Raw genomic sequence first — 12,417 nt, 5'->3', positions numbered from 1 at the left:
GCTGCTTATTTGCAAAGCGCGGCACCTAGGTCGAAAGGGGATCAGAACGATGTCAGCTCAAGAACAAAATCTTATTAATCAGGCCTGTTTTGTCTCAGGTAATGAAGCGGTTGCGCTAGCAGCACGGGATGCTGGCTGCCGAGTTGCTGCGGCATATCCGGGCACACCTTCGACCGAAATTCTTGAGTACATATCCCATTATACGGATGTGTACAGTGAGTGGTCTATTAACGAGAAAGTCTCGCTGGAGGTCGCGATTGGTGCCTCGTTAGCTGGTAGTAGAGCCCTCTGTGCGATGAAGCATGTGGGCATGAATGTCGCTTCTGATGCGTTGATGACGCAAACACTGATCGGTGCGGTTGGTGGTCTCGTGATAGTGGTGGCAGATGATGTGGGCCTATCTTCATCTCAAAACGAGCAGGATTCACGCTATTGGGGACGCTTTGCCCACCTGCCGGTACTTGAGCCGAGTGATGCTCAAGAGGCGTATCAGATGGTCCGGGAAGGCTTTGCGCTTTCTGAGGAGTACCAAGTTCCGTTTATCGTCCGCTTAACGACGCGAATTTGCCATGTCAAAGGGTTGGTGCGCTGTTATCCCGCTGAGCTTGCCGCGCAACAGGGGGCTTTTGAGAAAGATGTATCGCGGTACGTGATGGTGCCGGGCAATGCTAAGCAGCGCTTGCCGTTAATGTTAGAGCGTGACGCAAAGCTGCGTGCTCTGGCGGAACGAACCACCCTCAACGCAGTGCAGCAAGGATCTGATAAGCGCGTCGGTTTTGTTACCTCTGGTGCGGCATATTGCCATGTGAAAGAGGCGTTTCCAGAGGCTCCAGTGTTAAAGCTGGGCTTAAGTCATCCTGCGCCGCTCGACAAAATCGCGGAGTTTGCTAACAGCGTAGCGCAGTTAGTGGTGGTTGAAGAGGTGGAGCCGCTGCTTGAAACAGAGCTACGGGCAGCGGGGGGTGAGGTTATCGGTAAAGAGCATTTGCCGCGCATCGGCGAGCTCACGCCAAGCGTGTTGTTACCTGCGGTGAAGCCGCTGCTCGGCGAAACCTATAGCAGTCCGAATCTGCAGTCGTCAGTTTTTCCGCGCCCGCCTACGATGTGTGTGGCGTGCCCGCACTTGGGTATCTATTACTGCCTATCTCATGTGAAGAACACGATTATCTCGGGGGATATCGGTTGTTACACGCTTGGCGCAGGACACCCATGGAACGCACTGGATACCTGTATCAGTATGGGGGCTTCACTCAGTGTTGCTCAAGGGTTGGATAAGGGGCGTACTGCAGCCGACGAGAAGAAGCGTGTCCTGGCGGTTATAGGCGATTCCACCTTCTTGCACATGGGGATGCAAGGCTTGCTCGATATCACCTATAACCGTGGCAACGTGACCGTATTGCTGCTCGATAACCGAGCTGTTGGTATGACCGGAGGGCAAAACGCACCCTCCTCTGGTTTGAACTTGCAGGGCGATGAAACGATTCGAGTCGACTTCCGCAAGTTGTGCGAAGCGTTAGGTGTTCGTTCGGAGCGTATCCGTGAAGTTAACCCTTATGAGCTGCCGACCTTATTTAAGGCGTTACGTGAGGAGGTGAAAGTTGAAGCGCCATCGGTCATCATCACCAATCAGCCCTGTGTGCTCACTGAGCGTTACGCGAAACAGCCGCCGCTTGCGGTCAACGCGGATGATTGTACCGGCTGCGGGAACTGCCTCGATGTGGGGTGCCCCGCCATTCATGTTACCCACCGTGAACAGGTGATCAAACCGAACGGGCGCGAAAAGACGCTTGCGTTCGTGAAGATCGACAGTGCCGCCTGTACGGGATGTAACCTGTGCTTAGAAACCTGTGCGCCAGATGCCATCGTTCCACTTGAAAATGTTAATCGAATCAACGCAGTGGAGGTGTGAGATGTCTGGTGTTTTCAATATTCTTGTAGTTGGGATAGGCGGGCAGGGGGTCATGACCGCCGCAGATATCATTGCTCATGCGGCCATCGCAGAGGGTTTAGATGTCAAAAAAACTGAGGTTGCTGGCATGGCGCAACGTGGCGGTGTGGTGACATCCCATGTGCGGATTGGCAAACAGGTGCTGTCACCTGCCATCACTCCCGGAGAAGCCGACATTATGTTGGCCTTTGAGCCAGCAGAAGCGCTGCGTTGGGTGAGCCATATGCGTCCGGGGGCGACGGTCATGGTAAACAGCTATCCGCAAAGCCCACCGGTCGTATCGATTGGACTATTCGACTATCCCGAGGCGCCGGAACAGCAGTTGCGTGACTCGCCTGTGAATGTGATCAGCTTTGATGCTGGACAAATGGCGATCGAGTTGGGTGACCGTCGTTTGGTGAACTCCATCATGCTCGGCGCGATTGCACCCCATTTGCGTTTGAATGAAGCTAGCTTAAAGCAGGCGTTGTTGGGGCGCTTCCAATCGAAAGGTGAGCGTTTACTTGCGCTCAATGACCAAGCATATCAGGCAGGGCATAGCGAGGCAGAAGTGGCGGCTTAGCATTGAATTCCGTTTAGTCCCGTTATAGTGTTGGCTTATTGACACATTGCGCAACTGCCAGTTATTGGCTGGATGTCCAATCGAGAAGGAGTTCGCTTGACCAATCAGCCTTTGCCACGCCCTAGCGGGCTTCGCGAGCTGGGCCGGCTCAAAGAGTATGTGGTACCAGCTATCTTCAGTCTGACGATGACTTTTATCATCGGCGCAGCTTTTCTTTTTGATCAAATCAAAGAGAGCAAAGCTGAGCGTTTGCACAGCTTGCAATCACGCGCTGAAGTCACCGCCCAATGGATCGACCAAAACTTTAGTGAGATTAATCAGCAACTGATTGGTTTGGAGCGCTTTGCTGGCCGCTGTGATGATGAGGTCTTGTTTCAAATGCGCTCGACCCTCTTTTCGTTATCGCAAGTGGTCGAGCTAGGCTTTGTTAACCCGACAGGGGAGCTTGATTGCACCAGTTGGGAGCAGTTGGATCAGCCGCTCAAGGTATCGAAAGCGCCGCAGCAGTATGGCCTGCGCTTTCTCGGCCCGCTGGTGGTTGAGTTTATGCGCCAGCCCGCGTTTGTATTAGCTCGCACCATCCGCGATAAAGGCGAGATCAACGCGCTGTTGCGGGTCAGTTGGTTACGCGAGCAGATTCGTAACCGCACCAGTAATCTTGGGTTTATCGCGCTAATTGATAGTGATACCGGTGTGCCCATCGTGCTAAATGGCGATTACACCTTACCGCTCAACTCCAAAGAGAAGCTGTTTCCCGTCGATGGGATCCAAACATTCGAGGGTATATTTGATAACGGCCGAGAGCAGGTTATCCACTTTGCGCCGTTGCTGACATTACCGCATCTCAGTGTGGTTGTGAGCGATGAATCGAATGTGTTGTACACCAATTTGGTGACAGTACAGCCGATGTGGTTCTTGGCGGGTAGTGGTGTCTTTCTGTTTTTCCTAGCGCTTTCGATACTACTACAGCGTTATATTCTAAATCCCGCTCATCAGCTAAAACATGCCATTCAACAGCGTGAGTTCTTTAATCTTTATCAGCCTTTACGATGCTCTGAGACCGGTCAGTTAGTCGGTGTGGAGGTGTTGGTGAGGTGGCTCCATCCAAGTGAGGGCCTAAAAAGTCCGGTCACCTTTATACCGGAGGCCGAAAGTACCGGGCTTGTTAAACAGATGACGGCCTTGCAGCTAGAGCAATGTGCAGAGGAGTTGGCACCCGTGTTAGCCGAGCTGCCTGAGCTTTGGGTGCACGTTAATATCAGCGCGCAGCACTTGATCGATCGCCGCTCCATCGAGCGCTTCATTGCATATAAGCAGAAGATACCGGGGCTGGTGCTGGAGATTACCGAAGGTCATATGTTGGCGCTCTCATCGGATCTGATTCGTCAGTCCCTACAGCAGTTGAAAGCGGCTGGCGTGCGGATTGCCATCGACGACTTCGGCACCGGTTATTGCGGCTTAAGCTACTTGCGTGAGCTTCCTGTGGATATCTTAAAAGCGGATAAGAGCTTTATCGCCGCGATGGGAACGGATGCCGTCAATGCTGATGTTCTCAAAACGATTCTCACCTTAGCGCGTCAGCTTAACCTGACCACCGTCGCCGAAGGAGTGGAGACGGCAGAGCAGGATCAACAGCTCCGCACCATGGGTGTTGATCTTCAGCAAGGCTGGCATCACGGTTACCCCATGACCGCGGAGGCGCTGCTCAATACCCATCTTCGCGCTGACACATCAAGCGGTTGATGCTTGGTACACCAGATGCGCTGCAGCAAGATCGGAGAGTGCGCTACCGACCGATTTAAACAGCGTGATATCGTTGTGCTCGGTGCGGCCCTCGATTTTACCGCGGCACAGATCGGCTAGCTCGCCCAGTACATGGGCTTCGGTAATCTCTCCCTCCTGCAGCGGAATTAACAGCTCTCCGGCTTCATTTAGTACGTTCAGGCGGCTATCAACAAAAACCTGTGCCGTAGCAACCGTGGCTGAGTCGCACTCGCGGCGATCACGATGATGGTTGCCCACCAGATCGATATGTACACCTGCGCGGATATCCGCATAGCTAAACAGGGGTGTCGGCGAGCCTGTGGCGCAGCTGATAAGATCAACTTCCGGCACTATCTGTGCTGGATTCTCGATGCTGATGACATCGCAATGGGGCAGGTGCGCCTTTATATCAGCAACGGTTTTGGCGGTTTTATCTTCACTACGGCCCGCGACATAGATAACTTCGATACTAGGGCGCACCGCCGCGTGCGCGCGCGCCATAAAGGGGGCGAGGCGCCCCGTGCCAAACAGCAACAGGCTGCGGCAGTGAGCGCGGGCAAGGTAGTCCGCAGCTAGCGCGGAGGTGGCTGCTGTGCGCCACAAAGTCAGCTCGGTACCATCGACCACCGCTAATGGCGCGCCAGTATCGCGTGAAAACAGCAGCACTTTAGAGGCTAAAATGTCGTGTCCAAACGCTGCGTTATTTGGAAAGTGGGTGAACGCTTTGACGCCGATGACGGCGTCATTCCAAGCAGGTAACAGGGCAAAGGAGTCTGCTTGATCGGTGCCGTTTGGTAGATGGAAGAGGCTGCGCTGGGGCATCCCGAATTCACTCTCAAAGGCATGACGCAAGGCTGGAATCAGGGTGTCAAACGTCAGTGTTGCGTTGATGTGTGGTGCGTCAATCACGCGCATCGATACTCTCCTCTACGACACAATAAGTACTTAAAAGCGCAAGCTCCCTTCAGCAGACAGCGCGAGAGCGCATTTGCTCCGCACGGCTATACCATTGGTACGCTTTTCTTATGTTTTCGGCTCATAAACAGTCGATAGAGCAGCGGAACAACAAAGAGCGTCAGCAGTGTAGAAAACGCCAATCCACAAACGATAGAGGTGGCAACCGGCCCCCAGATCAACGACTTACCGCCCAACCCCGTCGCGAGGGAGAAAAGGCCAGCAATCGTGGTTAACGAGGTGATCAAAATAGGGATAACACGGCGCCGAGCAGCATAAAGCGTTGCATGTAAGACACTCATACCAGCCGCTAAACGCTGATTGGCGGCAGAGATCAGCACGATAGCAGCATTGACGGCGATACCCGCAAGCGCCACAACTCCGTAAAGTGTGTAAAGGCTCAAAGGATTACCTGTGAGCCACAAACCCAGTACGACGCCGGTAAAGGCCATCGGCACCGTTGCAATGATCATAAAGGGCTGCCAGTAGCTGGAAAATTGCGTGCCCAAAATCAGATACATCAAGCCCAATCCAAATAGAAACAGCACGGCAATCGAGTCCATGCTTTCTTGGATATCATCCAGCTCGCCAGAGAAATCGAGGTTAATGTTAGGGTAACTGGCTTGCAGCTTTTCTTCCCACTGTGCCACTAGCCACGCGTTTGCTTGTACGGTATCCATACCGCCCTCGACGAGATCCGCCTCCACGGTGATAGCGCGGCGGAAGTTATAGTGGCGAATATTTCCTAAACTCTTCGCGTAGTTGGCATCGACTAGCGCTGATAGTGGGATCAAAGCACCTTGGTTATCAGGAATACGGAACTTCAATAGATCATCGATATTGGCATAATCCCGAGCGTTAGCGCGCACACGAATCTCGAGCTTTTTGCCCTGCGATTGCATATCCGCAACCACTTCGCCATCCACCAACAGCTGCACAGTGCGCATTACATCACTGGGCTGTAAACCTGCGGTGGTGATAGCGCTGTAATCGGGTTTGACCGTTAACGTCATACGACCGGCACCGGCATCATCGCCGATATCCCGTATATCGGGCTGTGTGGCGAGGATGGCTTGGAGGTCGTTTGCGGCGCGTCGAATCTCAGCATAGTTGTCGCCGCGCACCTTGACGCTAATCGGCTTAGAAACGGGTGGCCCGCCTGCCATACGCAAAAATGAGATGCGCAGAGGCCCAGCCACCTGCTGTACCGCATCCCGCATACTATCCATCACGGCATCCACATCACGGTTTTCGGGCGTTTTCGGGTTTAAGCCGACTAAAATTTGACCGTATTGGTTGCCGAAGAAGGGCTCTGTCTCGGTGAACATCTGGCCGGCATAAGTGGCCACTGCACGAGCTTCATCGGGTGCTAGGTGGCGCTTAACAATCGCCTCCACTTCGATCACTTTGGCTTGGGTTTTTTCCAGCGGATAGTCGGGTGGCATCTCCACGTTGACATAAAATAGACGCAGCGGGTCTGAGGCAAAGAAGTCCATCTTGATCTGCCCCGAGGCGATCAACCCTCCGGTGCTTATGACTAACACCCCTATTCCCATGAGCGTGAGCACAGGGCGGCGCAAGCTGCGCAGCAGCAGACGTAGGTAGGTACGTTGAATTTTTGCTGTCATCCGCTCACGCAGCTGTTGGGAGCGTTTGGGTTGGGTGACATTGACCTTGGCGACGACAACGTGGGCCGGCAGCATCCAGAAGGCTTCGAGCAGCGAGATCGCCAACGCCAGTGTGACAACCATGGGAATGACGCGCATAAAGTCGCCAAGAATACCCGGTAATAACATCAGCGGTAGAAAGGCCGCCATCGTTGTTAAGACCGCGCTCAAAACGGGCTGAGCAACTTCATGTAGGGCGTTCACTGCTGCGGCTAGCGGTGCTTCGCCATGTTGCAAGCGATAGTAGATCGCCTCAACAACCACGACAGCATCATCTACCAGCATCCCTAGCACAATGACGACGCCCAATAGCACCACAACATTGAGGGTTTCACCCATCATCCAGAGTACCCAGAACGTGCCTGCCAAAATAAAGGGGATCCCGATGGCTGTGAGTAGGGCGATGCGAAAACCTAAGAACAGCCACGCGACCAGCAACACCAACAGTAGCCCGATGGCGGCATTGTTCTGCATAAGATTGATCGCTTCTCGGGTCGGCACGGTTTGATCGTCCACCAAGGAGAGCTGCACACCCGTCTCTGCAGTGAGCGCATTGCGGCCTGTTACGTAGGTTTCAACCCGCTCCACAAGGGAAAGCGTATTTGCGCTGTCTTTCTTCATCACTGCCATCAGCACGGCGGGTTGGCCATTCACTGTGGCGAGTTGCGCCGCTTGCTCTCTGGCGCGCACGACATCGGCAATACGCTCAAGTCGAATCTCACCTACTTGGGTGGTGAGTGGCAAAGCTTTGATGGTATCGGGCTGTTCACTGCGGCCAACCAGACGCACGAGCCAGCTTTGGTCGCCAACATTGACGCTACCGGCAGAGATATCCTTAAACCATTGCGCTACGGCATCCGACACCTGTGCTGGATTGATGCCGAGGCGTTCTAGCTGCGGCAGATCCAAGTTGATGTGAATTTCTGGGTCATCTAATGCGATGGCATCGACGCGATCGACCCCTTTGATGCGCTCAAGATCGTTTTCGATATTCACCGCTTGGCGGCGCAAATTCTCATCCCGAGCCGGGCCTGTTACGGCCACCATGACGCTTGGGAAGGCGTTGGCTGAGGTGATCTCTAAGATAAATGGATCGCTGGCTTGTTCGGGGAGTTCATCTTCGGCGTTTTGTATCTCGCGGCGGATTGCACTCAAGTGTTTGTCGAAGGTGCGCTCGTCAATATCGTTAAAGCGGATAAGCAGGCTTGAGATGCCTTCGCGGCTGTTGGATGAGACGAAGCGAATGTCGGAAATCCCCTGAACCGCCTGCTCTAGTGGATCAGTTACGCGGCGTTCGACATCGCTGGCGCTAGCACCCGGTAGCGCCGTAACGATACTGATCCAGTTAAAGTTAATCGTCGGGTCTTGCTGGCGCGGCAGCATTTGATACGCGATGATGCCAATGGCAAGCACCAATACAAAGGTCAAGTTCGCCAACACATGGTTGGTCAGTAGGCGTGACCACATCAGCGTGACTCCGGCTGCTTCACAGTGATGGCAGCGCCATCCTCTAAACCATGTTGCCCCGCGACAATAACGTATGTGTCTGTGGGTAGATCGATGATCGTGCGCTGGCCTTCACGGGCATCTGGCAAAGGCAGAAACTCAGCTCGGTCGTTGTTTGCGATCATAACACCGAGCTGCTTGCTGCGGCTAACCAGCAAATGCGCGGGTAAGGCGCGAGTTGCTAGCTGCCAAACTAATTCGCCTGTTGCTCCGCTGGTGGCCGGTTGCTGGGTAAAGGTTAAGCGTATCTCTTGGGTGCGGGCGCTGCGCTGGATAAGCGGCACGGCTTGGCGAATCTTGACGGGATATTGGGTATCACCAAGTTGGAAGAAAACCGCCTCTGCATCTTGCAAGGTGGCAAGTTGCTCGCGGCTCAGTGCTGCGCTTAACTCGGCTTTGGTGGGGTCGAGTACTTCCAACAGTGGCGTTCCCGCAACCACATAACCGCCTAGTTGGTTCATCACGCGGGTGATAACCCCGTTAAAGGGCGCCGTTACTGCACAGCGGCTGAGATCAAATTCGGCTTGGGCAATACGCGCTTGTTGCTCGCTGACTTGTGCACTCAACGATTGGAAGCGCGCCTCACGTTCATTCAATTGCTCTTGTGAGGTGCTGCCACTGCGTTTTAGCTGTTTAGTTCTGTTGAGCTGTTGCTGAGCCAAGCGGCGCTCACTTTGCAGGCTCCGTAAACGCTGCTGATATTCCGTTAGGCGCAGTGTTGCCGGCGTACACTCTATTTGGGTGAGTTCGTCCGCTTTTGCAACGATCTCGCCCACTTGCGGTAGGGCTGCTGTTAAGCGCCCGTTGCGCTCGGCACTGACGGTGATGAGATAGTCATTTACCACCTCCGCTGGAGCACTATCGCTCACTGGTTCAGCAACGGCGTGCCATGCTTTTATCTCGACAAGGCTTGCCGCGTGTAACGACTGACTCATCAATAATCCCAATAGCGCGGCAGTGGCAAAGCGGCTCATCACGGTAGTCCTTTCTCTGATGTGAAAGAGGATGATACTAAAGTTGAGGTCTATTACCAGTCAGTGATTAGCGTGTGCAATGACCCTTGTCGCGCATTATTACCAGAACTAGTGATAGGTTCGTTAGCTAGGATCGAATAGGGTCTGTATGGCTATCGAAATGTCTGCTTATGGTAACAAGAGTGCGGCTATGTATGAGAGTTGATTCTGAGTTATCCATGCGTAAGGAGACAGTAGATGATAAGCAATTTGTTTTCGACCTGTTTTCTCAAATCCACTCCGAGCGTTTAGGGCTCAGTGATTATGCGCTGCTGGCTCCCTTATTACAGCAACAGTTTGCGGCCCAAACACGCAGCTTTGAGCAGCACTTTCCAAGTGCGACTTATTTTGTAGCGCAGGTAGGCTTTCAACCGGTCGGGCGGCTTGTGCTTCATCGTGAACACGGCTGTTTTCGGGTAGTAGATATCATGATATTGCCTGCGCAACAGGGGCGGGGATTTGGGCGGTGGTTACTGAACAATGTGTTAGATGAGGCGAACGAGGCGGGGGTTGCGACCCGCTTGAGTGTCTCACAAGACAATATCCACGCGAAGCGCCTCTATAAAAAGCTTGGTTTCCGAGCTGAGCTTTCTCGTGGCTTACACGAAGAATGGGTGAGAAGTCATACCGTAGTAAATGCCGTTTAAACGGCGGGAGTTGTTGTTATGTTGCCACGTTCTGCTAAGGACAGGCCCGACGATGGGCGGCGTAGATTACTAAAAGCTATACCGGCAGGGATTGCGGCAGGTTTGGTGAGCCCTGTGGTTGTCGCTCAAGCCCAGACCGACTCAGACTCGGATTTGGGGTTCCTTGCTGCTGATTTTGAGGCGGGGGACTGGGTGCAAGCCTATCAAAATATGGCCTGGTCAGAACCCTTGCCGAGCACCAATGGTGTGCAGCTTACGGTTTCAGGACAGGTGAGCGAAGATTTTCCCGAGTCTTTTGTATCGTTAGCATTGTATCTGGTTTATCCGCGCGATAAGGGCGAGCCTACGCGGCAAACGGTCTGGAGTTATACGCGAGATCAGATTGTTTCGCAGGGCGCTGAAGTGACCTTGTTGCACCCTCTCACAGGTGGTGAGCTGACACTGCAATTAGTGGGTAGACGCAGCCAAGCAAATGGTGCGGAATTTCACTGGACAAAGCAGGTTCACTTTTCGGTCAATAAAGCTTCGGAGCATGAGCTGCTACTGCGTGAAGGCCACTATTTTCTCCCATGCAGAGACGGGCTAACTGATATTCAGTGGCAGCAGTTTGGTGCTCGGGCCATAGAGTCACAGGCATTGCCAGTGATCTATCCATTGTCAGATACCGCTCCGTTGTCGTTTATCCAGCTTCAGATAAGGCCGGTGAGTGATACATCAAATGTCCAGGAGATCTCATAATGTCTGAGCCGTATGTTGGCGAAATTCGGATGTTCGCAGGTAACTTTGCACCCCGTGGTTGGGCATTTTGTGATGGACAGCTGCTGGCGGTTTCACAAAACGATGCTCTGTTTTCTTTGCTCGGAACGATCTATGGTGGCGATGGTAGAACGACCTTTGGGTTGCCAGATCTGCGTGGGCGAGCGCCGATTCATGCAGGGCAGGGTTCGGGTCTCACCAATAGAACGCTGGGTGGTTCTGGCGGTCGCGAGAACGTATACATAACGGCAAATCAGCTTCCGCCTCATAGCCACTCTCTGCTCGTATCAAGCAGCCAAGGTAATCAGAGCGACCCGACAGGACATTACTTCTCCGATACATCGGTGGCAGGTCGAGATTTAGACGGCTATAGCAGTACAGATAATAGCGGCATATCAGTGCTGTCTTCTTCATTGCAAGGTGGCTCCCGGAGTCATACGAATATGCAACCCTCTTTAGCGGTGCATTACATTATCGCTTTAGTAGGTATCTACCCTTCACGTTCATAGCTACGACTCAGCAGTTAGAGATTGATATGTCAGAACCTTTTATCGGTGAGATTCGAATATTCTCCGGAAACTTTGCGCCACGTGGCTGGGCGTTTTGTGACGGCCAATTGTTAGCGATCAATAACAACACTGCGTTGTTCTCTATCTTAGGAACAACTTACGGTGGTGATGGGCGCACAACCTTCGCATTGCCTGATCTTCGAGAACGAGTGCCTATCCATCCAGGGCGAGGACCGGGGCTTACCTCAAGATATTTGGGCGAGGCTGTCGGTGTATCTGAGGTGACACTCTCGCAAGAGCATTTGCCCTCGCATGAGCACGGTGAGCTACCTGTCGCTAACGGGGCTGGGGATACGTCACTGGTGCAAAACGGGGCGTTGGCTCAGACAGAGCTTGCCGGGCTTGATGCCGAGCGTTTTGCCGCCACCAGCGATACACGTATGGCTGACTTAGCCGCACAAGGTGGTGGACAACCGCACAACAATATGCAGCCCTATATCGTCGTGAACTACATCATTGCGTTAGTGGGTTTATACCCATCACGTAGCTGATTGAGGAGTCAGTCATGTCAGAACCTTTTCTAGGTGAAATTCGTGTATGCGGCTTTAATTTTGCGCCGCGTGGCTGGGCTTTTTGTGATGGACAGATATTGCCAATCAACCAGAACCAGTCACTCTATGCGCTATTAGGTACAACTTACGGCGGTGATGGGCATACTACGTTTGCGCTGCCCGATTTGCGCGGCCGGTGTGTTGTTCATCCAGGAGACACTTTGAGGATAGGGCAAACCGCTGGTGAGGAGGCACATGCGTTATCGTTAGCAGAGATGCCTCAACATAGTCATGCGTTGCCGGCGACGGGACAGTTAGCAGATCGCGCGTCACCTACTGCGGCTTATCCAGCTGTCGGTGCATTAGCTGGCAGGCCGATTGCCGCATTTAGTGACAGTAGCGACCAAGCGATAGATGCATTAGCCAGTGTAGGTCTCGGGGATGCACATGAAAATATGCAACCCTACTTGGCCGTAAACTACATCATAGCGCTACAAGGTTTGTTCCCTAGTAGGAATTAAAGTTGCGTTAGCAAAAGGA

11 protein-coding genes are annotated in these 12,417 nt (G+C 53.3%); 8 read left to right on the top strand and 3 right to left on the bottom strand.

Annotation, left to right across the window (positions count from 1 at the left end; genetic code table 11):
• Positions 1-49: 49 nt before the first annotated feature.
• From EOE65_RS06640 to EOE65_RS06630, 3 genes are all read left to right on the top strand, one after another.
• A complete protein-coding gene (locus tag EOE65_RS06640; protein ID WP_127693507.1) occupies positions 50-1,909 on the top strand; it encodes a thiamine pyrophosphate-dependent enzyme in 1,860 nt (619 codons plus the stop codon).
• Position 1,910: 1 nt separating this feature from the next.
• Positions 1,911-2,510: an indolepyruvate oxidoreductase subunit beta gene (locus EOE65_RS06635; RefSeq protein ID WP_127693506.1), complete on the top strand. Its 600-nt coding sequence runs from the start codon at positions 1,911-1,913 to the stop codon at positions 2,508-2,510.
• 96 nt (positions 2,511-2,606) lie between these two features.
• The gene (locus tag EOE65_RS06630; protein ID WP_164847033.1) at positions 2,607-4,253 is read left to right on the top strand and encodes an EAL domain-containing protein; all 1,647 of its coding nucleotides are present in this window, start codon (positions 2,607-2,609) and stop codon (positions 4,251-4,253) included.
• Here EOE65_RS06630 and lhpI read toward each other — a convergent pair.
• The 3 genes from lhpI to EOE65_RS06615 form a co-directional block, all read right to left on the bottom strand.
• Positions 4,242-5,189 carry a bifunctional Delta(1)-pyrroline-2-carboxylate/Delta(1)-piperideine-2-carboxylate reductase gene (lhpI, locus tag EOE65_RS06625; RefSeq protein WP_127693504.1) on the bottom strand — a complete coding sequence of 316 codons (948 nt, stop codon included), beginning with the start codon at positions 5,187-5,189 and terminating at the stop codon, positions 4,242-4,244. The two genes, EOE65_RS06630 and lhpI, sit on opposite strands and share 12 nt — an antisense overlap.
• An 86-nt stretch (positions 5,190-5,275) precedes the next feature.
• A complete protein-coding gene (locus EOE65_RS06620; RefSeq protein WP_127693503.1) occupies positions 5,276-8,362 on the bottom strand; it encodes an efflux RND transporter permease subunit in 3,087 nt (1,028 codons plus the stop codon).
• A complete protein-coding gene (locus EOE65_RS06615; RefSeq protein ID WP_127693502.1) occupies positions 8,362-9,375 on the bottom strand; it encodes an efflux RND transporter periplasmic adaptor subunit in 1,014 nt (337 codons plus the stop codon). The genes EOE65_RS06620 and EOE65_RS06615 overlap by 1 nt, the downstream gene beginning before the upstream one ends.
• A gap of 194 nt (positions 9,376-9,569) precedes the next feature.
• Between EOE65_RS06615 and EOE65_RS06610 the strand changes: the two genes are divergently transcribed.
• From EOE65_RS06610 to EOE65_RS06590, 5 genes are read left to right on the top strand one after another with little or no spacing between them, the layout of a single operon-like run.
• A complete protein-coding gene (locus EOE65_RS06610; protein ID WP_164847032.1) occupies positions 9,570-10,061 on the top strand; it encodes a GNAT family N-acetyltransferase in 492 nt (163 codons plus the stop codon).
• 18 nt (positions 10,062-10,079) lie between these two features.
• A complete protein-coding gene (locus tag EOE65_RS06605) occupies positions 10,080-10,799 on the top strand; it encodes a hypothetical protein (RefSeq protein WP_127693500.1) in 720 nt (239 codons plus the stop codon).
• A complete protein-coding gene (locus EOE65_RS06600; protein WP_127693499.1) occupies positions 10,799-11,326 on the top strand; it encodes a phage tail protein in 528 nt (175 codons plus the stop codon). The genes EOE65_RS06605 and EOE65_RS06600 overlap by 1 nt, the downstream gene beginning before the upstream one ends.
• Before the next feature lie 26 nt (positions 11,327-11,352).
• Positions 11,353-11,877 (top strand): phage tail protein, encoded by a 525-nt coding sequence (locus tag EOE65_RS06595; protein ID WP_127693498.1) that lies wholly within the window; start codon positions 11,353-11,355, stop codon positions 11,875-11,877.
• A 14-nt stretch (positions 11,878-11,891) separates the two neighbouring features.
• Positions 11,892-12,398 carry a phage tail protein gene (locus tag EOE65_RS06590; RefSeq protein ID WP_127693497.1) on the top strand — a complete coding sequence of 169 codons (507 nt, stop codon included), beginning with the start codon at positions 11,892-11,894 and terminating at the stop codon, positions 12,396-12,398.
• The last annotated feature ends 19 nt before the right edge of the window (positions 12,399-12,417 follow it).

Origin of the sequence: Neptunomonas marina (genome assembly GCF_004005935.1) — a bacterium.
Classification (GTDB): domain Bacteria; phylum Pseudomonadota; class Gammaproteobacteria; order Pseudomonadales; family Balneatricaceae; genus Neptunomonas; species Neptunomonas marina.
Note: the sequence above shows the minus strand (reverse complement) of the source record. Positions and strands in the feature narration are given on the sequence as shown.

What these genes read in the sequence shown, in the direction of transcription:
- EOE65_RS06600 (WP_127693499.1), top strand. Translation starts at nt 10,799, where the DNA reads ATGTCTGAGCCGTATGTTGGCGAAATTCGGATGTTCGCAGGTAACTTT.
- EOE65_RS06640 (WP_127693507.1), top strand. Translation starts at nt 50, where the DNA reads ATGTCAGCTCAAGAACAAAATCTTATTAATCAGGCCTGTTTTGTCTCA.
- lhpI (WP_127693504.1), bottom strand. Translation starts at nt 5,189, where the DNA reads ATGCGCGTGATTGACGCACCACACATCAACGCAACACTGACGTTTGAC.
- EOE65_RS06620 (WP_127693503.1), bottom strand. Translation starts at nt 8,362, where the DNA reads ATGTGGTCACGCCTACTGACCAACCATGTGTTGGCGAACTTGACCTTT.
- EOE65_RS06610 (WP_164847032.1), top strand. Translation starts at nt 9,570, where the DNA reads ATGAGAGTTGATTCTGAGTTATCCATGCGTAAGGAGACAGTAGATGAT.
- EOE65_RS06595 (WP_127693498.1), top strand. Translation starts at nt 11,353, where the DNA reads ATGTCAGAACCTTTTATCGGTGAGATTCGAATATTCTCCGGAAACTTT.
- EOE65_RS06635 (WP_127693506.1), top strand. Translation starts at nt 1,911, where the DNA reads ATGTCTGGTGTTTTCAATATTCTTGTAGTTGGGATAGGCGGGCAGGGG.
- EOE65_RS06615 (WP_127693502.1), bottom strand. Translation starts at nt 9,375, where the DNA reads ATGAGCCGCTTTGCCACTGCCGCGCTATTGGGATTATTGATGAGTCAG.
- EOE65_RS06605 (WP_127693500.1), top strand. Translation starts at nt 10,080, where the DNA reads ATGTTGCCACGTTCTGCTAAGGACAGGCCCGACGATGGGCGGCGTAGA.
- EOE65_RS06590 (WP_127693497.1), top strand. Translation starts at nt 11,892, where the DNA reads ATGTCAGAACCTTTTCTAGGTGAAATTCGTGTATGCGGCTTTAATTTT.